36 protein-coding genes are annotated in these 22343 nt (G+C 37.1%); 20 read left to right on the forward strand and 16 right to left on the reverse strand.

What is annotated here, in order from left to right; translation table 11 throughout:
• The first annotated feature begins 478 nt into the window (after positions 1-478).
• The 7 genes from BLP92_RS05960 to BLP92_RS05990 all read left to right on the forward strand — a co-directional run bounded on the left by BLP92_RS05960 (position 479) and on the right by BLP92_RS05990 (position 4525).
• Entirely contained in the window at positions 479-949 is a 471-nt protein-coding gene (locus BLP92_RS05960; protein WP_090841569.1) for a hypothetical protein, read from the forward strand.
• Positions 950-1051: 102 nt separating this feature from the next.
• Positions 1052-1513, forward strand: coding sequence for a hypothetical protein (locus tag BLP92_RS05965; RefSeq protein ID WP_244516674.1), 462 nt, complete (start codon positions 1052-1054; stop codon positions 1511-1513).
• Positions 1514-1699: 186 nt separating this feature from the next.
• Positions 1700-2152: a DUF4275 family protein gene (locus tag BLP92_RS05970; protein WP_090841571.1), complete on the forward strand. Its 453-nt coding sequence runs from the start codon at positions 1700-1702 to the stop codon at positions 2150-2152.
• Between the two features lie 237 nt (positions 2153-2389).
• The gene (locus tag BLP92_RS05975) at positions 2390-2830 is read left to right on the forward strand and encodes a stage III sporulation protein AH (protein WP_244516676.1); all 441 of its coding nucleotides are present in this window, start codon (positions 2390-2392) and stop codon (positions 2828-2830) included.
• Positions 2831-3366: 536 nt separating this feature from the next.
• On the forward strand, positions 3367-3651 hold the full coding sequence (locus tag BLP92_RS05980) for a hypothetical protein (protein ID WP_090841573.1): 285 nt from the start codon (positions 3367-3369) through the stop codon (positions 3649-3651).
• Positions 3652-3728: 77 nt separating this feature from the next.
• Complete coding sequence (locus tag BLP92_RS05985; RefSeq protein WP_139148923.1) at positions 3729-4100, forward strand: hypothetical protein; 372 nt, start codon at positions 3729-3731, stop codon at positions 4098-4100.
• Positions 4101-4153: 53 nt separating this feature from the next.
• Positions 4154-4525: a hypothetical protein gene (locus BLP92_RS05990; RefSeq protein ID WP_090841577.1), complete on the forward strand. Its 372-nt coding sequence runs from the start codon at positions 4154-4156 to the stop codon at positions 4523-4525.
• A gap of 280 nt (positions 4526-4805) precedes the next feature.
• Here the strand turns inward: BLP92_RS05990 and BLP92_RS05995 are convergent, their stop codons facing one another.
• From BLP92_RS05995 to BLP92_RS06005, 4 genes are all read right to left on the reverse strand, one after another.
• Entirely contained in the window at positions 4806-5033 is a 228-nt protein-coding gene (locus BLP92_RS05995; RefSeq protein ID WP_244516678.1) for an AbrB family transcriptional regulator, read from the reverse strand.
• Between the two features lie 126 nt (positions 5034-5159).
• Positions 5160-5474 carry a type II toxin-antitoxin system RelB family antitoxin gene (gene relB, locus BLP92_RS18320; protein ID WP_425284427.1) on the reverse strand — a complete coding sequence of 105 codons (315 nt, stop codon included), beginning with the start codon at positions 5472-5474 and terminating at the stop codon, positions 5160-5162.
• Positions 5369-5692, reverse strand: coding sequence for a helix-turn-helix domain-containing protein (locus tag BLP92_RS06000; protein WP_090841579.1), 324 nt, complete (start codon positions 5690-5692; stop codon positions 5369-5371). Before BLP92_RS06000 ends, relB begins: the two co-directional genes overlap by 106 nt.
• The gene (locus tag BLP92_RS06005; RefSeq protein WP_090841581.1) at positions 5689-6051 is read right to left on the reverse strand and encodes a type II toxin-antitoxin system RelE/ParE family toxin; all 363 of its coding nucleotides are present in this window, start codon (positions 6049-6051) and stop codon (positions 5689-5691) included. The genes BLP92_RS06000 and BLP92_RS06005 overlap by 4 nt, the downstream gene beginning before the upstream one ends.
• 329 nt (positions 6052-6380) lie before the next feature.
• On the opposite strand from BLP92_RS06005, the gene BLP92_RS18325 reads away from it, so the two are divergent.
• Entirely contained in the window at positions 6381-6698 is a 318-nt protein-coding gene (locus BLP92_RS18325; RefSeq protein ID WP_090841583.1) for a TIGR04104 family putative zinc finger protein, read from the forward strand.
• A 269-nt stretch (positions 6699-6967) separates the two neighbouring features.
• Here BLP92_RS18325 and BLP92_RS06015 read toward each other — a convergent pair whose 3' ends face one another.
• Positions 6968-7456, reverse strand: a complete 489-nt coding sequence (locus tag BLP92_RS06015) for a toxin-antitoxin system TumE family protein (protein ID WP_090841586.1) — start codon at positions 7454-7456, stop codon at positions 6968-6970.
• Positions 7457-8194, reverse strand: a complete 738-nt coding sequence (locus BLP92_RS06020; protein ID WP_090841588.1) for a hypothetical protein — start codon at positions 8192-8194, stop codon at positions 7457-7459.
• Positions 8195-8571: 377 nt separating this feature from the next.
• On the opposite strand from BLP92_RS06020, the gene BLP92_RS06025 reads away from it, so the two are divergent.
• Both BLP92_RS06025 and BLP92_RS06030 read left to right on the forward strand, forming a co-directional pair.
• Positions 8572-8799, forward strand: a complete 228-nt coding sequence (locus BLP92_RS06025; protein WP_090841590.1) for a hypothetical protein — start codon at positions 8572-8574, stop codon at positions 8797-8799.
• A gap of 89 nt (positions 8800-8888) precedes the next feature.
• Complete coding sequence (locus tag BLP92_RS06030) at positions 8889-9701, forward strand: outer membrane lipoprotein-sorting protein (protein ID WP_139148924.1); 813 nt, start codon at positions 8889-8891, stop codon at positions 9699-9701.
• 199 nt (positions 9702-9900) lie between these two features.
• On the opposite strand, the gene BLP92_RS06035 is transcribed toward BLP92_RS06030, so the two are convergent.
• Both BLP92_RS06035 and BLP92_RS06040 read right to left on the reverse strand, forming a co-directional pair.
• Positions 9901-10341, reverse strand: coding sequence for a hypothetical protein (locus tag BLP92_RS06035; RefSeq protein ID WP_090841594.1), 441 nt, complete (start codon positions 10339-10341; stop codon positions 9901-9903).
• Positions 10299-10754, reverse strand: coding sequence for a hypothetical protein (locus tag BLP92_RS06040; protein ID WP_090841596.1), 456 nt, complete (start codon positions 10752-10754; stop codon positions 10299-10301). Before BLP92_RS06040 ends, BLP92_RS06035 begins: the two co-directional genes overlap by 43 nt.
• 395 nt (positions 10755-11149) lie before the next feature.
• Between BLP92_RS06040 and BLP92_RS06045 the strand changes: the two genes are divergently transcribed.
• Entirely contained in the window at positions 11150-11662 is a 513-nt protein-coding gene (locus tag BLP92_RS06045; RefSeq protein WP_090841598.1) for a hypothetical protein, read from the forward strand.
• 345 nt (positions 11663-12007) lie between these two features.
• Positions 12008-12340 carry a DUF3221 domain-containing protein gene (locus BLP92_RS06050; RefSeq protein WP_090841600.1) on the forward strand — a complete coding sequence of 111 codons (333 nt, stop codon included), beginning with the start codon at positions 12008-12010 and terminating at the stop codon, positions 12338-12340.
• 88 nt (positions 12341-12428) lie between these two features.
• Here the strand turns inward: BLP92_RS06050 and BLP92_RS06055 are convergent, their stop codons facing one another.
• The 3 genes from BLP92_RS06055 to BLP92_RS06065 all read right to left on the reverse strand — a co-directional run bounded on the left by BLP92_RS06055 (position 12429) and on the right by BLP92_RS06065 (position 13998).
• Positions 12429-12887, reverse strand: coding sequence for a hypothetical protein (locus BLP92_RS06055; protein ID WP_139148925.1), 459 nt, complete (start codon positions 12885-12887; stop codon positions 12429-12431).
• Between the two features lie 107 nt (positions 12888-12994).
• Positions 12995-13420: an RND transporter gene (locus tag BLP92_RS06060; protein ID WP_090841604.1), complete on the reverse strand. Its 426-nt coding sequence runs from the start codon at positions 13418-13420 to the stop codon at positions 12995-12997.
• A gap of 176 nt (positions 13421-13596) precedes the next feature.
• Positions 13597-13998, reverse strand: a complete 402-nt coding sequence (locus BLP92_RS06065) for a hypothetical protein (RefSeq protein ID WP_090841605.1) — start codon at positions 13996-13998, stop codon at positions 13597-13599.
• Positions 13999-14195: 197 nt separating this feature from the next.
• Between BLP92_RS06065 and BLP92_RS06070 the strand changes: the two genes are divergently transcribed.
• The 5 genes from BLP92_RS06070 to BLP92_RS06090 all read left to right on the forward strand — a co-directional run bounded on the left by BLP92_RS06070 (position 14196) and on the right by BLP92_RS06090 (position 17430).
• Positions 14196-14660, forward strand: a complete 465-nt coding sequence (locus BLP92_RS06070; protein WP_090841607.1) for a hypothetical protein — start codon at positions 14196-14198, stop codon at positions 14658-14660.
• Between the two features lie 17 nt (positions 14661-14677).
• The gene (locus BLP92_RS06075; protein WP_090841608.1) at positions 14678-15178 is read left to right on the forward strand and encodes a hypothetical protein; all 501 of its coding nucleotides are present in this window, start codon (positions 14678-14680) and stop codon (positions 15176-15178) included.
• Positions 15179-15360: 182 nt separating this feature from the next.
• Complete coding sequence (locus BLP92_RS06080) at positions 15361-15645, forward strand: hypothetical protein (RefSeq protein WP_090841610.1); 285 nt, start codon at positions 15361-15363, stop codon at positions 15643-15645.
• Positions 15646-15905: 260 nt separating this feature from the next.
• Entirely contained in the window at positions 15906-16460 is a 555-nt protein-coding gene (locus tag BLP92_RS06085; RefSeq protein ID WP_090841612.1) for a hypothetical protein, read from the forward strand.
• 247 nt (positions 16461-16707) lie between these two features.
• Complete coding sequence (locus tag BLP92_RS06090) at positions 16708-17430, forward strand: hypothetical protein (RefSeq protein ID WP_090841614.1); 723 nt, start codon at positions 16708-16710, stop codon at positions 17428-17430.
• A gap of 255 nt (positions 17431-17685) precedes the next feature.
• Here the strand turns inward: BLP92_RS06090 and BLP92_RS17965 are convergent, their stop codons facing one another.
• Entirely contained in the window at positions 17686-17826 is a 141-nt protein-coding gene (locus BLP92_RS17965; RefSeq protein WP_175444191.1) for a hypothetical protein, read from the reverse strand.
• Positions 17827-17926: 100 nt separating this feature from the next.
• Here BLP92_RS17965 and BLP92_RS06095 point away from each other — a divergent pair, with 100 nt between their 5' ends.
• Positions 17927-18505, forward strand: a complete 579-nt coding sequence (locus BLP92_RS06095; protein ID WP_090841616.1) for a hypothetical protein — start codon at positions 17927-17929, stop codon at positions 18503-18505.
• A gap of 573 nt (positions 18506-19078) precedes the next feature.
• On the opposite strand, the gene BLP92_RS06105 is transcribed toward BLP92_RS06095, so the two are convergent.
• Positions 19079-19399, reverse strand: a complete 321-nt coding sequence (locus BLP92_RS06105; RefSeq protein WP_090841618.1) for a hypothetical protein — start codon at positions 19397-19399, stop codon at positions 19079-19081.
• A 371-nt stretch (positions 19400-19770) separates the two neighbouring features.
• On the opposite strand from BLP92_RS06105, the gene BLP92_RS06110 reads away from it, so the two are divergent.
• Entirely contained in the window at positions 19771-19962 is a 192-nt protein-coding gene (locus tag BLP92_RS06110) for a DUF6366 family protein (protein WP_090841619.1), read from the forward strand.
• Positions 19963-20120: 158 nt separating this feature from the next.
• Positions 20121-20498 carry a hypothetical protein gene (locus tag BLP92_RS06115; protein ID WP_090841621.1) on the forward strand — a complete coding sequence of 126 codons (378 nt, stop codon included), beginning with the start codon at positions 20121-20123 and terminating at the stop codon, positions 20496-20498.
• Between the two features lie 215 nt (positions 20499-20713).
• Here BLP92_RS06115 and BLP92_RS06120 read toward each other — a convergent pair whose 3' ends face one another.
• From BLP92_RS06120 to BLP92_RS06130, 3 genes are all read right to left on the reverse strand, one after another.
• Positions 20714-21031, reverse strand: coding sequence for a DUF3784 domain-containing protein (locus BLP92_RS06120; protein ID WP_090841623.1), 318 nt, complete (start codon positions 21029-21031; stop codon positions 20714-20716).
• Between the two features lie 136 nt (positions 21032-21167).
• Positions 21168-21596, reverse strand: coding sequence for a hypothetical protein (locus BLP92_RS06125; RefSeq protein ID WP_090841624.1), 429 nt, complete (start codon positions 21594-21596; stop codon positions 21168-21170).
• A 108-nt stretch (positions 21597-21704) separates the two neighbouring features.
• Positions 21705-22127, reverse strand: a complete 423-nt coding sequence (locus BLP92_RS06130; protein WP_090841626.1) for a cytidine deaminase — start codon at positions 22125-22127, stop codon at positions 21705-21707.
• Between the last annotated feature and the right edge of the window lie 216 nt (positions 22128-22343).

Consider the following 22343-nt stretch of genomic DNA (forward strand, 5'->3'; position numbering starts at 1 on the left):
CACTATGGATTTTGACGTTTATATCGATTTTATTAAACATATCCCCAATTCTTTTGGAGCTGAAAAATAAGAAATAATTATTTGTCGTGGGATCATTTTTATGAATAACAATAATCAGATACATAGAAAATCCAGAGTAAGATTGGATATTATAGTATGAATCAGTTTGGCGCGCTCAGTGGTTCCTTGTATAAAATTAATTCTGCGATTCAATGTAATGAAAAATAATTTAACTTTTTATTGTTTAACTGAACAGCCATCCCTCACCAGTGGAGATACCATCTCTTTAGGGGGAGAGAGAGTGTCCTATACAATCAGGCTGCAAGAAGATTTCCACTATGTTCCAGATGAACTCTATAACAATCCGTTGGAAATTTGGGAATTAAGTTTTGAAAAATAGTGGAAGTAACTTATTTGTGAGTTAAGTTACATTTAAAAGCTGGTAAACTTAAATGTTAATTTGAGGAAGGAGACTTTTATGGACTATTCTGAACTACTACAATACCAAGGCTATCTTTATTTAAATTCATTGTTCGAACCTGAAGACGGCACTTTAATTGTTGATATTGACCGCTGTATAATACCTGAAATTTCAAGTGGTGAAAATAATACTTTTTCTACTTATGACTCCGTCAATATGGATGAAACCCTCCCCGTTCTTCGGATTGAATTTGATACATATGTTGCTTATTCGGTTCGTAACGAGAGTTTTACTGCTTTGGACAAATACGAGGTTTATGAAGGGGGAGTTTTTTCGCTTTATTCAAAATCACGATATCTAGACTTTATTGAGCTCGGCACTATAGCTGATGATATACATCCTGGGAAATACAAACATTACGGAATAAATGCTCTAAATCACATAATTGATGTGATCTCGACGGAACCTCCAAGGATTTCATTCTTACAAAGAGATGGTCTACAAAATAACTTGTCTAAATTTATATAAGGATGTTGAATGTAGCTTAATACTAAGTTAAGTTACATTCAAATTTTCAGAAAATGAGTGTCCATGCGGTAATTAATCATTCTATTAAGAGGAGGGGACGTAGTGAAGTGGAATAAGATTAATAACTTTACCGACATTGAAAATTTTATGGATTTCTTCGGAGGATTTCACGATAGCTGTTTGAAAGAACTTTACATGTGGACGGAGGCTTTTGTTGATGAAGATCTCTCCATGAGTATGTCATCTGAATTGGATACCTGTGTACGTGTCTTGTTTCAAAGACAAGTTCTAGGACCTTCGGCAATCGAATTGCTCTTTAAAGGGGTTACTCACTTTCACATTCATCCACGTGCAGAAGACCAGGACTCAATCATTTATGGAGCTAAACTATTGCTGAAAGAAGGGCAATTCTACTGGGCAGAGAGTGAAGAATGGCAAATTGATCAACCGTTTCTTTATCCCATAAGCTGGATCTCCGCTAAAGAGCTTCATTGGCGTGAGGTCAGCTTATGGATGGGTAAAGAACAAAGATATGGTGTAATGAACAATGAAGAAAATCTTTGAATATTATAAGTTATAAATGTAACTTATTAGCTTACTTTTATGTACAAATAGAATTTTATCACTATTAATATTGACTGCAGGGTTACTATTTGTAACTGGCGGTAGTTTTTTAAAGTGCTGATATATTCAAGAAGCATGTTAAGCGATTTCTTAGGATATTACCAAATGTGAAAAGAGGTGTCATTCATGCCTAAAAAAAGAATGTCAGAAAAAACACAAAAGCAAGTAGAATTATTAAAAGTGAAAAATATACTAGTAGTATGCTTGGAAGCTGCGGAAGCTGAAGAACTGCGAAAAAATTGGGAAGGTGCATTTACGAAAAACATCACTCGGTTTGAGAAAAATCAAATTCATTTTAATGGGATGTTCTGGCATATATTTAGCTATAACAAAGTAAGCTCCTTAACGGGTAAAGAAGCGAGAGCTGCTTTTAACCAACAAAAGAAAAAGAAATGTTTTCTTTTTTACCAGGAAGAAAAGAGCGCTTTTTTTCTGGACAATGCTTCTGCTTTAGAAGATACAGATATTGTGAATAAACTTAACGGATTTATAGATGTATATATTGTAAGTGCTGATTTTAAGTGGACATATGTTATAACTCATGAGACAGAGTTTGGTCCCTACTTCTATAAAAATTAGATTGTTTTAATTTTCATGAATGTAGAGTTTCAATTTAGTATTTTTTATATAACGCTAAGTTTACATATTATTACTAATCGGGAGCTGTGTAACAGTCTAAGAAAAGAGGCTATCCAAAGCTGATCTTTCTCTTATAGAGGTACTTTTTTTATGCTTACAATCTCTTAGCATTCCAGGGTCTAAATTATAAAATTCGCTATAGCAACATGAATAATTTTTTAAAGCGGAGGAATTAAAATGCTGACTATAATGGAAAATGTAAAGAACAAACGATATAAAAAGCTAATTGACTTATTATACGTAAATTGCAATATATTTGCATTTGTTGAGGATAGACAACTGATGGAGATTGAAGATGAACGCCTTGCTTATATTGATTTTTTGATAGAACCAATCAAAGAACATTTCATTGAAAGAAAAATTCAACAAGAATGGGAAACGACATATCTACCTGAAGATACAGCTTATGTTTATTATTTCAATTTAAACAATGCTACAAGGCAATTCTTAAAAGAATGCAGCAATTCACTTTTTGATTGGAGAAGTCCAGAATTACCAGAGGACTTGATGTTCTACAAAAATGGAAAGTGCTTGTTGGCTGGCTGTTCACACGAAGAATTTTTCCTTGTTGATGAAAATATATGGGAGAGTTTTTTATTGAAAAACAGGCGTGGTTAGAAAAGCAAAACATTTGGGTTTTTAAAGATTTATGCGCGTGGATTGAATTGCAGCTTCTCTATGCTTGTCAGCTGCGGGTAGAGTGTCCTCTTTTACGTTTCCTCGATTATTTTCTTCTGCAGGGCCGGTTTCAATGATGATTTTTCGATTTTAAAGGTGTTTTTAATTCCAGATATTTTCTCTATGGCTTTCACTCCGCTTGCTTCCTCATTTATAGCAAAAGAATTTTCCTGCTGAGACTGCTCCGTATCTGCCTTCATAAATAGTATAATTTCACATTCGATTTATTGCTTCTCCAGTGAGAATGATCAGATGTTAAATTAAATCTTTATTATTACCGGTATATTCGTGTTAAAGCAAATACATAAGATTTAAGTCTGAAACAAAAAATACATCTTTCTCCGTTTGAATGTAGCTGCAAATAAAGATTCTAAAATGATCAGTAAGTTAATTCCATTTAAGGAAACATAAGATATAATAAGGTTATCTAAGTAAGCGGTACAGCATCGAAATAAAAACTTAAGGGAGATACCATCATGTGGATAATATTAGGGGTGATTGCTATAGCAGCAACTATTGCAAACCTCTGCATGTATGCAGCAGGTAAAGACTATAAAATTGCTATGGCAATGGGATTATCATTTACAGCGCTCACACTGACTGATGCATACAGCATGGTGTCGACCTGGGTAAAGGCGGAGGATTGGGGTGCTTTGTTTGATGTCGTGCCTACCATGGAAATAGCACTATGGATTTTGACGTTTATATCGATTTTATTAAACATATCCCCAATTCTTTTGGAGCTGAAAAATAAGAAATAATTATTTGTCGTGGGATCAACTTTAAAAATAATTTCTTTTCAAACTATCCAAATAATATAAAAGAAGAGGTGGCAACCTTGAAGATAATATTTAGATGGAGTATTCTAGTAATTTTTATTTTGTGCGGTTGTAATTCATCGAAATTGAGCTTTAGTGAAATTGATAATGTGCCTGATCATATGCAGGAAAATGTTGATTCGAATTTAAAGCTACAACAAATTACTGATGGAGAGAAAGGATATTATATTGTATTTCATTCAAGTGGAGAAGTAGAAACGGATTTAGATACACAAGGAGGCACTTTAACAATAAAATTGAATGAAACCAACCTGCAAGATGCTGCTGTCCAGCAAAATGTATACTATTTAACCACAGATGCAGAAACCGATACAATAGATGTTCATGTAAATGGTGAATCCACAGCTTTTGAGGAAATAGTTATTCAATAATCAGCGAAGAAATTCTTAATAACCTTTAATAATAAATGGCAGGTAGTGAAAAAATGACCTTTATTTGTTATATTGCAGCGGATGTTCCATTGACTGCAAGAAGTTATCAAGCACGTGATTTAGATGTACATTTCAATAAATATACAAAGGGTATAAAAGGGTTCAATCTTCCTTTACAAATTGAAATTGAATATGGCATTCTGACGAAAAAAGAGCTGGATATCTTGTTGGATTACCTTTATGAACACGCGGACCAATATAGAAAATGTACGTTCCAGGTGGCGAATTTTATCAATTCGACGAAACATTCAATGAAAGTCTTACAGAGGAAAAAGGTGTTACTGCATCAGATAAGGTCTCCCGAAGAATTGCTGTTAGAAGAAGGAGAGTTAATTACAATTAAGAAAATTCCGTTTATATATTAGGACATCTTATTAATAAAGAAATCAATTATTTAGGAAGAAGGAAGGCAACGAAATCGGTACGTATCACAAAACACGACCCTGAAAATAGAGATGCAAATGGGTATTACATCGTGGCAGAGGAATGGACCAGCATATCTGAGGTAGGAAACTCCTTCAGTGGAATAGTTTTTACGATGGAGGAATACCATCGTATGGAAGAAACATACATAAAAGCTGTGGAATTGTTCATGCAGAAAACTGGAACCACGCATTTGAAAATCAACTCATTGGAAAATTATAATCATGAAACAGAGAGGAATTTGAAAGACTGTAATTCGCGAAGCAGAATCTCAGCGCCTCTTGGGCTCAAACACGAGCACTTTTCGTAAGTGAATTCAACATTTTCATCTAAGACTTCTCCGGTAACGGCACAAGTGCGATCTGTCTCATATTTCCTAAGAAAAATCTTATCTTCTTCAAAAAAAATTCTGTCGGATCCCCTCCTGAAACACCCAAGGCACTTCTCCACCGATGGGGAGTGCCAATACGTCCTAACTGATCAACTTTTCTTACAATCCCAGTACTTTTCATTTTTACGACTCTTTTGAAAAATGAATATCATACATCGACTGTTATATACTAAATTTTTTTGACGTCATCCCAAGGAATGACTTGTTTCCATCCTAGCAAGAAAGCGGTCGAAATTTTCTCTATCCCATTCATCTTCAATATTTTCGATGATGATCTTTCGCATCAAGTCCGAGGCGGATATGTGTTTCAGTTTGGCGTAATCGCGGATGAGTTTGCTGTCCCGATCATCCACACGAAAGAAAATGTTGACCACAAAAAAACCTGGGAAATAGTTCAAACAGAAACAATTTGCTGTTCTTCGGCTACATGTGGCTGATTGCTCAAAATCTCTAATAGTCTCCGGGCAGCACCGCTCGGTTGGTTGGTACCGTGTTCCCACGATTCGATCGTTTTAACAGAAACACCGATTAAAGCTGCGAATGATTTTTGTGTTAAATTCATATGCAGGCGCAAATCCTTGATGTCTTGTGCAGAAAAAGTTGCTAGTTCCTTTATTACAACGGATTTGGTACGGGCTTTTGAGGGCTTACCTTCGGCATAGTCAATCGCTTGGCCTAAACTGGTTTTCAGTTCCTCAAAAAATTGTTTCTCTTTCATTTTTCATCCACCCTTTCGGAAGTATACAAGCTCTTCAGTTGGTCTACGAATTGTTTGAGCACCTTTTTTTGATCGGGTTTCAAGGTGGCTTGCTGATTTTTTGCGTAAATCAGCAGCAAAACGGTATGGGAAGCTGTCTGAATATCCAAATAGATAACTCGATAAGCACCACTTTTGCCCTGGTTCTCACTTTCGGGCGAAAAACGCATTTTTCGAAGGCCGCCTGTACCAGTGATGACAGCACCTTGACTCGGATCCATGAGTAATTGAAGTTCTAATTCACGCTGTTCAGCAGCACCGAGTCTAAGTTGTTTCCACTTTTGATCAAAATTTTCTACGTACACAAATGTCCGTTTCATAACTACCTCTTTGACTGATGACTTATATAAAGTATACCCTATTGAATAGGGTATTTCAATTTATGTTTTACTAAATTGTCCGATTTAACTTAAAAAGCCTATGAAGCGGAGCGAACATCACCTCTGCGCGCTGTACTGTTTCGTCTCATTCTAACTTGATTGGATTTGATCACAGTACAGGAGTTAGCATTCATCCAATTAATGAAGCGTGGGACACTCAAACAATAAACTGGGAGAATCAACCAGCAACAGGAAATTTAATTCCAACAAAAGGAACATATGATACAATAAAATCATCAATTTTTATTGGGTCTTAGGAGGTGGCAGTGATGAAACCTGTATTACCAACGTGTGAATCATGTGGTACGCAATGGACGTGGAAACAATCATTTAAAGCACTGCGAGGGTTTTACATGCACACCCAATGTCCGTATTGCGGGGAATCTCAGTTCGTCACCCCTTATAAACCTGGGCTGTTCCTAACATTTTTCCTTGCTGGCTCACCGCTTATAATGTTTTTATTCATCGATTTTACGGAATTAGGATTCTTAACCACATACGCAGTAATCCTGCCAATTTTGTTTATATCTAGTCCTTATATTTACAGATTGAAATCCAAAGAACCTCGACCGCCGATTGAAAACTGATTCTAAGGGACTGGCATTTCTGAAGGTTTTTTTGAACTTTATATTTTATTCTTTATTTCGGTATCTTAAATGATGATATTTTCAGCCTGAGAAATTCCATTTTGAAGGCTGATTTTTTTATTTTCATTCATCAACCATAGACTTTATCAGAGCCAAATTATTAAATATTACAAGGAATAGTCAAGATAACAATGGCAATCAAAGAAGCTGCAGATAAGCTTTTGAAACTTATCTGCAGCTTATACATTTGGTGTAAAGAAAAATAGTAATCAAAAGTTATGAGAACTGTCATAGTGTTTTCCCGTACAAATATAGGTTTGTAAGATTTGTATTACCTCTTCCAGGGTTTGAACGGCAGTAGATTTTCTTTGTTTAGGTTCTCCAGGCACATGGTGATGATGAAAGGGGTTGGTTTCTACCCAGCCAGAAGATCCTGGACGGTGGTTTTCGTTGCCGAAAGCCATGATGTGCCTAACTTGTTTCCCCTTGGCCCTTACTCTTTGTGATTCTTCCCAACCATAATGATACTGTATAATACTTCCGGATTCGTCTAATTTTTCGCTGATAGAAAGTATGGTTTCTCCGTATATCACATGATCTATTAAAGGGAATGCGGCTTTGATTTTATTTCTTCCTTTTGGTTGTATATACACTACAGAAGGGTATTTCACTTTTTCAAAAATTGAGGAAGAAGTATCTTCGAATAAGGAAGCAATGTAACCTAATCGTCTAATTTGATGCTGATTAGGAATATGCATTTAATCATCAAGGTCCTTTAATTCTTCTAAAGCGTCTTTCCAATCTTTAAAATCCTCAGGCTCTTCTAAATCGTATATATCGATTTTTTCATTTAAAATATCAGCAAAAATATTTTCGAATTTCCCACCATATTCTTCTTCGAAATTCTCTATTTCTTGCACCAGTTCTTCAATTAAACGTGCTTTCGTAAGATTTCTGCTGTCAAATTGAGCTTTTAATGCCAGAACCCGTGAGGCCCCTAGAGAAGATTGAAAGAAATAAGCATTATGGGCAGGGTATTTTTTATGCTGCGTTGTATCGGCCGTTTCCATGCCATTAGCAACCATACGGCTAAGAGTTGCTCTGGAAACACTTAACCTTTCCTGCAGCTGCTGGCTTGTGAGCAAATAATTGTTTTGATAAATAAATTCTAAATAGCCATATTCGGTTAATTCAAAATATAGTTTTTCTAAAAAAAACTTCAGTTCAGCAAAATCTTCTACAGAGGGAGCATCCATGCTTAAAAGCTCTAATTTTCGAAGTTCCGCCAAGTAACTATTTATTGTTTTCATGCTTTCTTCGTCAAAATTTGTCTTAAACTTTACATCATCAGATGGAGAGATATTGGTCACATATCGTTTGTAAAGAAGCTGCGCAAAATAAACGTGCTTTAAAAACTTACTAATGTAATACCGATAATCATCGCGAGTATCTTCCTCAGGAAAAAAAGCAGTCTGGGCAGCCAGATTTACCGTCATTGTATCAACACCTCCTTGAAGGTATTATAACAGAAATGAAACAAAAAATAAATTTTGTTTCATTAATAAAAGGAGCATTTTTGAAACAACTGAAAATATAGCTTGCTTTCAAAAAAACATATTCTAATTCATAGAATTCACTTACTTGAAAACTTTTTTAAATTAGAAATAAGAGTTGAATATAGATGAATTTGCTAAATTTCGCAGTATAATCTTCTTTGTTTTGTATGTGCAATGGAATTACAACAACTTCAAAACCCTCTTGTTTTTAGAAATATTTGTAATATGATTTCCGGTTTGTTATGTTCGAAGTGATTAGCAACTGTAACACCTTTCTTAAAATTTTTATCAAATAATTCATGGATAAGGTGGCTATGATGACAAATTCAAACAAATCAAAGTCGATGGGAATATTAGAAGCGATGGGTAAATCTCCATGGCGTTATTCATACAGCGCACTTTTATCTGTCGTGACGATGTTATTTATGGACATTGTATATAGTATGGCAAGCCCAAATGGCTTGTTTGGATTGATAGTTATCGCTGTCGCAGTTTTCTTAATAAATTATGCTTATGTCGTTAACAGAAAATCAAACAGGGAATAAAAACAGGAGAGGTTTGTTTGCATTTTTATAAAGCTGAACTAAATGTTATTTTCTTCTTCACAATATATGCAGGGAAAAGAGGTAATCAAGTGAAAAAACGATATATACTTTCTTTCACAAGTGTAATGGTACTCGCAGGTTGCGGTGATAACACTGCTGAAGAGAATGAGACAAATGATAACGGAAATGATGAAATAAATGAGGAAGCGGAAAATAATGCGCAGCTGGAGGAGGAAGAGGCTGCTGCTATTTTAGAGGAAGCATTAGCGGAGTTTGATGAGATAGAAAGTGTATACCGGGAAAGACCGATAGATTCTGACGGAGACGATCCGGACATTACGGGAGAGGAAAAAGAATGGGTTTTTGTTGAAGATGGCGACGTGCTCGTGCACCGGGAAAGAGAATTTCCGGAAGAAGAACTAAGGACGTACATGTTTACAGATCGGGAGGACCCAGAGTACGCAATTTTTTATGAGGAAGGCAGTCAAGAAGCGATCCGCTATCAAATTCCAGAGACTCCTACAGGAGCGGAAGAGGTGGCCTGGTTTCAACAGCAGCAGGAATTATTCGAAGCAATACTGGAGGATGGAGAGGCCGAACTGTTGAGAGATGAAGAATTAAATGGGTTCGATACCTATGTTCTCGAGACTTTCTATCAGGATGTATCTTACCGCTGGTTTGACCAGGAGACGCATTTTCAAGTTCGTGCGGAAGTCGACGTGGATCTGGAAGGGCCAGGGATAGTGGAGTCAAATATAGAAGAACGTGAGCTTACGGAGGAAGTATACACCTATGAAATCAACCCGACATTTGATGAATCTCTGTTTGAACTGCCGGAAGACATGGAACTCGCGGAAGGGTCTTATGAAGATATCCCGGAGGAACGGGTGGAAGAATTTTAATCATGCAGGAACTCTATTATATTTTCCTTTATGAATGAATTCCGTCATCCACTTTTAAATTGAAAATGTTTGAATGCTCCTATGGCAGGACCTTAAGCGTAGCAGAGTCATGAACTGCTCTTATTTCTCCGCGCAGCCGGGGATTATCATAAGCAAAAGAAAAGTGAATACTCCTTGATAAAAGCAACCCCTCCGTGAATTATCCTTCTATTAATGCGGTGTACAAAATATCTTCCTCTTCCACCACAGCGATAATATACAAAGAGGGTTCCTGCTTCTCTGAGGTGGAGTAAAGGGGCGTACCCGGAGGAAGCGCTGTGGAAGTAAATTCAGCAAAGTTTTCCGCGCGTAACGCAGTACTGTCAATTTCTCCAATTCTCTCTTCCTTTGTGAAATCCCTAATATCACCCCGCTCTATATTCGTAGCATTTGCGTATACTACGTCTTCGTATAGAAAGATATCTGCTTCAGGATTGGATGATAATATATCTTCAGGGTTCGGGTTTGCGGTTTCCTCCGGCGTATTACTGCAGGCAGCCAGCAGGAAGAAAATTAACAGTTTCCATTTGATAAGAGATCCCTCCGTTTCATCACGCCTTATTGGCTTTCTTCTAAATAAGAATCTGTTCTCTCGATCCACGTTTCTATATCAGCTGTCATTCCAAAAAATACATAGATTAAATAAGCGAGCGTCACGACAAAAAAACCTAAAACAATCCAATAAATAATTCTTCCTGACATCTCCATATAATCTCTGCTCTGTATTTTTGTTCGATAGAGGAAAAAGACGATGATTAATAAGACAATACTGGGGATTTGAAACAAAATTGTCTGCTGACGATCTATGATGTTTCTCAACGTTGCTGCAGCCAGAGCTACAGCGGAATCTGCATCTAAAGGGTAACTTCGTATTTCAGTCTGGTAAGAGCTATAAACCGTGAGCGTTTCGTTGCTTTCTTCGTAAGCATACCCGCCCGGCACAGCTTCCTGGAAATAAAAAAAGAAAATTAACATCGCAATTGGTATAAGCAGCAGGTAAGCAGCTTTTTTCAAAAAATCACTCCTATGTCTTTAATCTTTCAGCTGAAAGCACAGCGCAGCCAGACACGGATCACAAATTGTCAGGTGGACTGTCCAGTATTTCCACTGGATCTAATCATACAAACCAGGAGTCTTAAATCTATCCGAAAATTTCTCCACCGAGCGCCTGAATGTTCTCTTCCGAGGAATCAGAGCATCCGACAGTCAAGGCAAGCAGGGAGACACTAAATGTAAAGCCAGATAAATAGCGGATAGCAATCCTTTCTTTGTAAATAAATTCTATAAAAAAATTCTATTTCCTGCTTTCATTGAAACAACTGAGTCCTTATAACACTTAAGATGGATGCTATTTTCCAAAAATACCTGCTTGTGGTAACCTGGATATAAAATACAGCCGGGGGGATAAAATGAAAAGGGTATTCGCTTATTTTTTAGTCGCAACGATTTGTTTTGGAGGAATCATGTCACTGATCATTCAAAATTTTTCCCTGGGTATGACAAGCGGGCTCATTTTCGGGAGCCTTAATACACTATTTAATGGAACGATCCACTATGTAAACAGCGTAAAGCTGGGGATCAATCCAAATGCACCGCTGAAAGCGAAAAAAGAATTGATAGTAGCAATGCCGGAAAATGAAGCAATACAGGCATGCAGGGAAGCGCTGGATCAGCTGGAAAATATACGCACGGTAAAGCAGGAAGAGAAGCATCGGATTACTGCAACAACAGAAGCCTCCTTAATGACATTAGGAGAGAGCATGTCCTGTGAGTTTACGAGGCATGAAGCAGAGCAAACCAGGGTGTCTATTATCAGCAAACCAAAGCTTTCTACTACAATGATTGATGATAGAAGCAGCCATAAGAATTTACAGCGGCTGGCAGCTGCACTTCCCCGGGAAAAAGTCATTTCCCAAAAATGAAGCCTGGTTTTTGCTTGGGGGTGAGGGAGATCTACATAAAGGATCAACATTTTATCTTAGAAATGATACTTTTCATGACGGCATATATTTTCTATTATATTGAATTCTATTTTTAAATGTGATAAGCACAATCGTGACAGGATTCATTCTGATATGTTTATTACTTTCCCTGAAAAAATCTGAGTAGCACGAAAAGTATAATTGTAAAAACGATGATCGCCATACTTGCTATAAGTAAAAATTATTTATAAGCTTCTATTTTAAAAAGGGTTTGCTTAAGAAGGTTCAATTAATTTGAAACATCTGGCTTACGATAACGACTTATATTGTAAGGAGGCGTAATAAATGAAAAAAGCATTGTTTGGGCTTCTTACAATTATGTTAGTAATAATTGCTGCTTACTTTTTTTATAATCATGTACTGCATAATACTTACAAAGGGACAGTAATTAAAATAGAAGAGAATGCTATGTTGTTTGCTACAGAAAGTTCGCTCGAAATAGAAAAAGAACTTTCCGAGAAAGAGCTTCAGCAATATATGGATAATTCTATATGGTTTAATACTTCTGAAGAAAAAATAGAGAAAATACAAATTGGAGACATCGTAACGGTGCGGGCAGGAAATGCAGTTGATGAATCGCTCCCGCCGCGAATGGATGCAGAGCAGATTAAAAAATAGGTTCGGATAATGTTTGTAAACTTGAAAAATATTCTAGTAAATAGAAATAACACCCTGATTGAGACTCATTCTCTTGCAGGGTGTTATTTTAATACATCTCGTATATCTCACTTTCACTTACCATCCACTGATCCTCCTCATACATTAATTCCATCTCCAAACCTATCATCCCGTCCATACCTCGGTATTTTTGCGCTTGTATCACCATGTCAGAGGGGGACTCATAAGTCACTTCCTCCACACTTAATACAATCCCTTCCAAAATTCCCGTCGCAGGATCTTCTCTTTCTAATAACTCCGGAACAGTAGCGTTAATAATATCGACCTCATAATTATCCTCAAAGTGGTGCACAATTTCTTCTATTTCTGCTTCCGTTAAATCTTCTGCTTCAGTGAAATCAATAGAGATATACTGTTTGTCACTATTTAACGCCGAGTCCTCTTCCATTAATTTTTCGAACATCGCAATGTATGCCTGAGAAACTTCTCCATCCAGTTCGTCTTTATCCACGGAGCATCCGAACAGGAATAACATACCTATGGTCATTAGGATAATCCTCATTTTCTCTCCTTCTTTCAAAATGATTAAATACACGATATCGGGAAAAGACTGGTAATCATAATTTATAAATTTCTAAATTGCCATTGCCGGGCTTAGCTTCTGTGTGCAGTCCTGCGTTGTTCAATAATCAGATGAACAGAATAAGAAACGATCAAAATTATCCCTGTTAAAAAAGCGACAAATAAGCCTAGCATGCCCAGCATTCCGACCCATCCAATCGTAAATGTATTAAAAAATAGCTGATAACAAAATCCTAATAGAATAATCGCAATTGGAACATTAAAAGGAAATATGCGCTTCCAAGCGACTGCCAAAAAAGTAATCATAGCCACGATAATAACCGCAGTAATAACATTCAGGGATCCCCAACGAAATGCTGTACGGGACTGTGCAGCTTCCCCAACAGCGGTGGAAGTGTTTAAGTCATACATTGTCATGCCTGCAGTGATAATTGCCAGCAGTAAAGCTATGATAAAAACACTCCAATTTATGTTTTTCAAGGTACCTTCGTTCTTCATTTTAATTTCACCTCTTTCAGCTGTCTTCTTATGAAAGTGACACCACCATTTCACGTATACAAAAATAGCGGGGAGAGTAAAAGCAATTACATTATATCGAAATGTTAGTAACTTCTTTAACTCGTACCTGCTGGCAGTATAAATAAAATTTAGAGGATGTATCCTACAGAAAACTTCTAGCCTTCGATTAATCCTATATATCTGATCTCTTCACCTTCCACCACTGCAATATAAATAGCTCCTCTATGTTCATTGTGATCAAATATTTTTGTGCCCACAGGAAGTTCTGTCGCAGTTCCACTTTCAAACTCCTGAATATTTGTAGACTGCTTCGTGATTTCCATTACTTCTTCCCCTAAAGTTAAATCTGCTTCCATCACCCAATCGATATCCTCTGCATTGGAGTAAATAATATCTCCCGCCATAAAAATATCAGCATCCGGAGAACTTGATAATACTTCTTCAGCTGTAGGATTACCAATGGTTTCCTCTGCATTCCCCTCATTGTTGTCCGGTTGAATTTCACAAGCCGCTAATAATAAAATTACAACGATAAGTACGTATAATTTTCTTATCATCTGATTGCCCCCTTTATTGCAGTGAGATCCTTGGCAGTAGATTATTCAATATTGATTTTGTTAATTAATAATTTCCGTAATTAAATAAACTTTTCAGTGAGGTGTATAAGAATAAAACATCAGAACTGGAAAACTTATTTTCCAATAATATGGTACCATTAATATTAGCATAATTTGTTAGTCAAGGAGGAGAGTCTGTGAGTGATTTCAAGCTGACTTTTTGGAATCCAATTTTCAATCATGAAATTCAAGTATCTAATACTTATAGAGAAAGCGGCTACGATGCGCTTGAGCTGCATTCAGTGGAAAGGGACGCCGGGCTTTGTCTGATATTCGAAGATAACCAATTTATGTATAGATTTCATTATGAGCAGCTGGAAGAAGAAAACAGGTTTATGGAAATTTATTCAGTAGTTTTTACACCGGAGCATATGAGAAACGATTTAATAGGAGAGGCACTTGTCCTTTTAAATAAGCGAAACAAAAAGTTTTGGCCGTTTTTTAAAGCTGAAGGTTCTACATTACTGCAGTGGTGTAGAAATCAAATGTCTCTCCATTTACAAGCAGATAAATCCGTATGTCACCATGTTTACTTTACTTCGGATGAAGTGATTGAAGTTATTGCAGAGAAAGCTCCTGAAGTACAGATAGATAAAAAGTAAGAGAGGAGGGAACAAGATTGAAATGGGGGTTACTGCAGTTATTAACGGTTTTCGTCATCGTGATAATTATGTGGATGTCAAATTACATAAGTCAGAACAGAGCAATTCCAAATGCGGCAGGGGAGTGGACAGCTGTAAATTCACCTTACACTGTGTTTTTGGTGATTACACTTATTCTCGGTTGTTTCTTTCTCCTCTTTGTGTTTGAAGCAAGGAAAGAAAACAGTTTCTTCACGCATCCGCTTTGGCACAAGGGGCCTGTATTGATCGGTATAATCGGATTCGTCTCCATCGTGCTTTTCCTGGCAGGAGGAACATTCGGCCCTCTCATGCTATGGACAGCACAAATTCCAGCACTGATATACAGCTTTTTCATTTACTTTCTTTTCGTGATATTTATATTTATCTTCGCCATCCAGCATAAAAGAAACAGCTTTCAGCAGCCATTCGAAAAAACTATTTATATTTCTTCGCTTTGGACACTCGGACTGTTTTTTGGTGTGTTTTTTCTCTTATGAGAATAAGTGGTTCATCATTTTGAAATGAGGAAGAACATACTGCTAGAGGCAGTTTTGTCCGGGAAGCCTTCATAGAAATAAAGGCGGGTACTCATTATTTTTTATCTTAGAGTTCGCTTTCCATTAGTAGGAATCACCTGTATTTAATTTAAATGTCTGCATCATAGAAAGGAGAATAATTTTTGAAATCTCTGCTTGAGTTATTTGGTACTAATTATTTCACTCACATTATAGGAATTCTGAGTTTAGGCACTTTTCCTTTTCTTGTCGGTTATTTTATTCTTTATAAGAAATTTAATTTATCTGAAGAATGGAGTACGCTGATTCCTGGCAGTGTATGTGGGCTTTTATTATTTTGGATGACAGTTACATATCTGGATGATCCCCCGTATGTACTGTTTGGTTTTTTCGCTTTATTGATGGTCTTTATATTATTCAAACTACGCAGAAAGAAAGCTGCTCAGTGAGTCTACATACAAAAACATTAATGCAAACGAATTCCTCTTAAGCTTGAGAAAAAAATTAATAATAAAACAAGTTAAAATAAAAGAAGTGAAAGCCATTTTTGAAGCCCTGCATATAAAGAAAAGAGAATGGACTTTTACTTAAACTTAAAGGGAAGTAATACCTCACTAAGAGAATGGTATTTTTTTCGAACTTTTAACTACACAGGCTGCGTTGAATGAGTTTGTTCCTTATAAATTGAAGTGGAGAGGGGAAATCAGAAGTGAAGATTCTAATTATGATTTTTGCAGCATTACATTTTGTGAGTGGCTGCGCATCAAATGAAGATACTGTCGAATCTGAGGAATTGATCATTAAGGATGAGTGGAAGGCAGCATATGATGGGCAACCACTTAATATTGGAGTAATTGGGGAAAAACCAAGTAAAACCTTCGACAATATTACTTTTCACACAGCTGAACCTGAGTCATTGAAGCAAGAAGAATTTGATACGTATTTTATTACGGAGGAATATTTCGCAGATCTTTCAGAAGAAGATTGGAAACCTGTTTTTCTGAATATTAATACTCCGGTATTTTTTATGAATATTGATGTTCAAGCATTTATATACAGGGTGGAAGAAATGCATTATGAAGAAGCGAGTCCTAAAGCAACAGAGCACTCTCAAGGTTTCGTGAGAATTGAAGATAATATAAGGTCTTGGGGCTACGGAGACCCAATGGAGTCAACTGATGTCAATGAGACGCCAGATTGGATATTTAATTCAATTTTTAGAGACGTGGAAGAGCATTTACAGCAAGGAAATTCAAATAATTAATATTCAAATCTTCCTATTTCACGGGGGCATTGGCCGAAGAAGAAATGAATAATAAATACTAATAATAGTGCAATTTTGTAACTGGATCATTTTCGTTTACTAAAAATACAGGAGTATGCAATGCAGCAGGGAGTGTAATTTATTGTACATATTCGAGTTTTGCACTAGGAAACGGCGCGTGATCGTTTCATTAGTAAAAAACAGGGAATTCTGTAATCAATGAGAATGATAAGAGGAGGCGCTTTTTATGAAGAAGATAGTTACCTGCACCGCTGCGGGGGCCATAACAGTGCTCATTGGATGCAGTAATAATCAGGAAGAGCCTGCGGAAAATACCACTGCCGAGACAGCCGAAGAGGCCGCGGACGCGCAGGAGGTTTTGCAAAATGCAATTACGCTTCTTGAAGAAAGAGAAGACTATTTTGAGCATCGGGTGCTGGAGCGAACAGAAGAAAGCGATGGAGAAGAAGTGACGGAAATCAGAGAAAGAAAAATTTGGTCCTATCCCCAGGAAGATGGCCACATTCTCGAGCGTATAGAAACATCATATGATGGAACAGCTGTCCGCTACGAAGTCAGTGTGGAAGGGGGAGAAAGCCAGGTGGTTTTTTCCGAAGATGGAGATACTGCCACTGTAATGCCTCAAGAATATAATCCAGTGCTGACGCAAAAGGACACGTTGGAGCATGCCCATGAGCGGGAAGCGTATACGCTTGCCGGCACGGAGGAAATTCAAGGGGGAGAAGCTTACCGCTTAACGTTAAATGAAGAGGAAGAGGGAATGGAAAACTACTGGTTTGATACAGAAACATACTACCTCGTGAAAAAGGAAGGGACCAGTGCGGAAGGAGAAGTTCTTCATGTCACGGATGAAATTATGGAATTTAACCTGGATCCGGAGTTTGAAGAAGAAATGTTTGAATTAGAAGAAGTGGTACCTGAAGAGATGGAAATTGAAAGAAGAAGCTAGCAAATAAAACCAACATGTATATTGCCTGCGGATTCTTATCCTTTGATGAATCCAATGCAGCGGATTTCTTCTCCATGAACTACTGCAAAGTTAAATGCTGAGGAAACTTCCGGCAGATGCGTGGCAGCACCGTTTTGAAAATCTTCAATTTTCGTGGTTTGCAGTTCTATTTCCTCATACTCCTCCGCCTAGCGTTAATTCGCGTTCCATAGCACCGGAAGTATTTTCAGCGTATTGGTAAATGATATCCTTCATTTAGAAAATATCTGCATCAGGATTACTGGTGAGCACTTCTTCTGCCGTGGCGTACTTTGTTGCTTCTGGGTTGGAGGCAGCCGGATCATCTGCGCAGGCAGAAATTAAAAATACCACAAATACAAACAGTATATATCGCATAATATTCCTCCTTTTCCTTCGTTCATTCCATGGAAATTTTTTTACCAACCTTTAAAGTTTAAAAGAGCCAATTAAAAAAATAAGTGAAGGGGCGCCCCGGATGAAAACACTATTTTCTTTGTTTGTTTTATTATTACTTATATCAGCTTGTGGAACGGAATCTTCTAGTGGGAACCAGGAACTGGAACAAATAATAAATGAAGAGCTCGGGATAGAGCCTTTCATTCCCGAATATGAACCTTATCCAATAGGAATAGCAACGATTAATTATCATACAGAAGTCGAAAACAGGGAAGCTGTGCAGGGAGAACCGAGCGGAGCAGGTGTGTCTTACTTAACATCTAAAGAGGAAGAATTAGATTTAGATGAAGATTTAAAGAATGAATGGGAAGATAAGCAGCGCAAAAAACTCATTTACGGTGATTTTTATCAAGATCCGGTTGTGATTGATCTCACTGTATATAAAGGCAGCGTGGGAAGCGTTAACGAGGCAGAAGTGGTAGAAATTGAAGGGCACGAAGTGCAGTATCAATACTTGGAAAGAGAACATAATGATTATGTGGTGTACGCAATGGATTTTGACAGTTTCGGTTATATGATTATTTATCATTTAGTAGACGGAAGGACAGAAGAGGATGCAACTGAATTTGTCAGCGATATTATTGTTAACAATAAATAGAATGCAGCTCCAAAAAGTGCATGATCAAATTCAGTAAAAATTTTAACTAATCTAATTTAAGCGTTAGTGAAAGAAGCTATTTGTAATAAGTAAAAAGGACTTCTGTAACTGGAAGTCCTTTTACTATATTTATAAATAACACTGCGCGGAATTTTTATAATGATGCAGATAGGGTTACTTTTTTACGTAGGAGCCCTGAAATTTACCAGGTCATCATAAACACTGCGGAAGTGCCGATATGACGGGATTTTTGAAAATAGTAGACAGTGTGTTTCTAATTCAGCTTAAACGATCCTCAGCTGTCTTATAGATTTTTTCTTTATCACGTTTGCCGATGGCCACGATTTGAATCACTTGTATAGTACCTTTCACTTCTCTGAAAATGATCCGCAGACCCATTTTTTTGTTTTTCAATTTGTTGCATTGTGTCAAATTGCCATGAAGGGATTGTCCAGCTTCCATGCCCCTCAACTTGATGCGGTCTAATACCTTATTAACAAAAATTTATTGAGCGCTATCAAGCTTTTCATAATCTTCCTTTGAATGTTGTGTCCATTCAAGCTGATACATTCATTATTCCCATCCGTCTTCTTCATCAACTTCTGGATGCTCTTCTGCGATTGCTCCGCGAACTTCCGCATCTGAAAAAGTAGAGACATTTTCAGATAACAGTCGTTTTTCAGCCATCAAATCAGCCATTTGATCGTAAAGATCTTCTAGTTCCCTGTTTAAAGATTCATATTGTTTCTGAGTGAGCATAACTCCGGCAATCTTTTCACGATTAAAGACATACACGCCGGCGGCTTCTTGGTCTGCCTTCTGAAAAGCTTTCATGGGAGAGCGTTTCACATCCGAAATCGAAGCTGTTGGGACCTCAAGTATTCTCATCACCATTTTAATCCACTCCTTTAGTTATATTTATTATTTCCCTTTTAAATAACTTTTAAAAGTTTTTTGATAATAATTTGAACGCCAAGTGTAGCAAAGTACACTAAATGAATAAATATCTCGTATTTTTGAATGGTTTTCCGTGAGAGTTTAAATAGGCTCTTTGAACAATTAACAATATTTTCTAAGAAGATAGTGTATTATTTATTATAAGCAGAGCTGTTAGCTGCAATGGGTGTTAGTCTAGATAAATTCGTGCTAGATTGAAAATATTCAACAAGAAAAGTAATGGTTCGTTGAAGAGAAAGAAGACGCTAATACCAATGTTTTCTATGAAACTAACTGTAATTATAAGCGATAGAAAAGAGGAATTTGCGATGAATAATGATAAAGAAACGCCGGCACAGCGAAGAGAAAGAATGCGGCAGGAAGAGTTAAAAAATCCATCCAGCAGCATGCAGGGCAGCAATCTCGCTGATGTCACAGGGGGAATGGGCTGGAAAGGCTCGGGTCTGTTAATTTTACTGGTGATTATAGGATTTGTGATCTTCAGAGTATTTTTTAATTGAACTTTTATTAATTGAAAGAGGAAGTCTTCCCAAAAACTTCTGCAGTGAACATAATATAACAATAACTTCCTTTTAAAAAACGAAATTTTTATAAACCCATTTTTGAAACAATATTTGGAAAAAAACGTTCTAAATTTTTAAAGAGGGGGAGTTGTATTGTGAATAAAATTGCAGCGAGCGTTTTTCTTGCAGGCTTCTTATTCTTGGCAGGCTGCGCGGGGGAATCACCCTCTGAAAGTAAGGAAAATGAAATGCAGTCTTCAGTACAGTGGGCGGACGTTTTGTATTGGAACGGTACTAAATACCACTATGATGAAGAAAAAACCGAAATAATTTCCCGAAAGGATACTGATCAGGAGCTCGGAGAAATTACTTTCAGCGTCATGTTCAGTGAAGAGGAAGATAACCCGGACTATTTATTGCAGGAAAATGAAGCAACGATATTGAAAGAAGGTTCGAAATTTTATTCCATTGTTGGGGAAGACAGCAGCGAGTATTTGTATGCGGAAGAAAAAGTGTACAGGGGAGACGGTTAGTCGAAATAAGCCGAATTTCATTAACGAAATTCGGCTTTTTGAATGAGTGAAAACTCACAGGCACAATATGGAAAGCAGTATTAATTTTTTCTGGAAAGCAGGCGAACAACAAACCAAATTACCCCAATCATGACCCCAAGAACAGTTAAAATCAAAATGATTCCTGGAATCCCTACACCGCTTAGCATGACGACTCACCTCCTCAATATTTAAAATTATCTTTTAAATCGATTTCCAGTATTGGAGTAAACTATAGCAAAAAGAATAATACCTATAAATAAAATCAATCCAACGATAAATAACCCCTGGTTGTTAAAAATATCACTGAAAGCCCACAATAAAAGGCTGAAGCTGATACCGTACATCATTTTCCCCATGAATTTAGCTAAAGCTGTCTTATCGTATTCATCCTTTTCACTGGCGGACATTGTATTAAATCCAGCGATTAAAAATGCTCCTTTTCCTTTAGACAGGAATACAGCGATGATAAAAAAAGTAATAAAACCTATCAGGTTAATAATTACTCCTGTCAAAACAATCTCCCCCGTATTTAAATTGTGTTATTAATTTCTAAAAAAGTCACATCTGAATATAAATAGATACATACAGCTGGAGAGAGGATAATCCTACTAGCACTGTGTAAATAAAACCACCACTCCAAAGTTCACCTTAGTTGCCTGAAGTCGTTCCGAAACTAGTCTCTACTCCATTATTGTATAGTCTGATTACCTCGTATTCTTTATCAGGCTCCACTTCATAATAAACTTTGGTTTCAGCTTCCGCAGCATAATCAGCAGTAGTATCAGTTTCATAAAATAATTGTAGAGTTTCTCCCTCGGATTTCGCTTCAAACGCCGTAAAAAAAGTTACGGCATCTCCTTTCTGCACATTATTACTATTTAAATAAACCAGCTTGGAATTTCTTTTCTCGTCATTATATAAGTGCACACCATTTTCCTCATCCATACTTTGAAAAAACTCCCGTGCCTCTTTCGGAAGTGCTCGTTCATTTTGTTCAGAGGAGGATAATGCACTTTCTGATGCGCATGCGCTTAACAACCAAACACTTATCACCATGGTTAAAAGTGATTTCTTCAATTTTGCTTCTCCCGTCTCTTTATAAGCTATGCTGGATAATAAAATAATCTTCGTATACTAATTTATTTCGACACTTGGAAGTAAATTCCTTTTACTAGCTGCTTCATTTCAGTTCGCATACTTCTCTGGCAGCAGCTCCAGCACCCTGCATTTCACTATCTCATCTTTATAGGGAATAATGACGTTAATATTTTCTCCATAGTCACTGATGAGCTCGCGGCACATACCGCACGGCGCAACGGTCCAGCAGGCATCAATATCCTCATGTGGATGCGGATGTGCTACCGCAACGATTGTTTCAAATGTATGCTCTCCTTCAGAAATTGCTTTCCCAAGCGCGATCGCCTCGCCGCAGACAGCAATCCTTCCCACATTCGCTTCCAAATGCACCGCAGAAAAAATTTTACCCGAAACCGTCCGGACCGCAGCCCCGATATGGTGCTTTCCATATAGATAATTTTTTTCAATTACCTGGATCGCGACTTCTATCAGCTCGTTATCTTCTTTCGTTAAATCCAGTGTGTTCAGCATAAGCTGCCTCCTGGAAAGCTAAATTTGTTGTTACATCATATTTGGTATGACTACATGGATAAATAAATAATATCCCAGTGCACCGAGGGAGAGAAAAATAAGTAAGATCAGCCAGGGAAAAAATTTGGAATTCATAGGGTATAACCACCTTATTCAGCAGTTCTGCTGATGATAAAACGAAATGTCTTCTTTGCACCGTTACTTTATTATTACAAA

Origin of the sequence: Alkalicoccus daliensis (genome assembly GCF_900103955.1) — a bacterium.
Taxonomy (GTDB): Bacteria; Bacillota; Bacilli; order Bacillales; family Salisediminibacteriaceae; genus Alkalicoccus; species Alkalicoccus daliensis.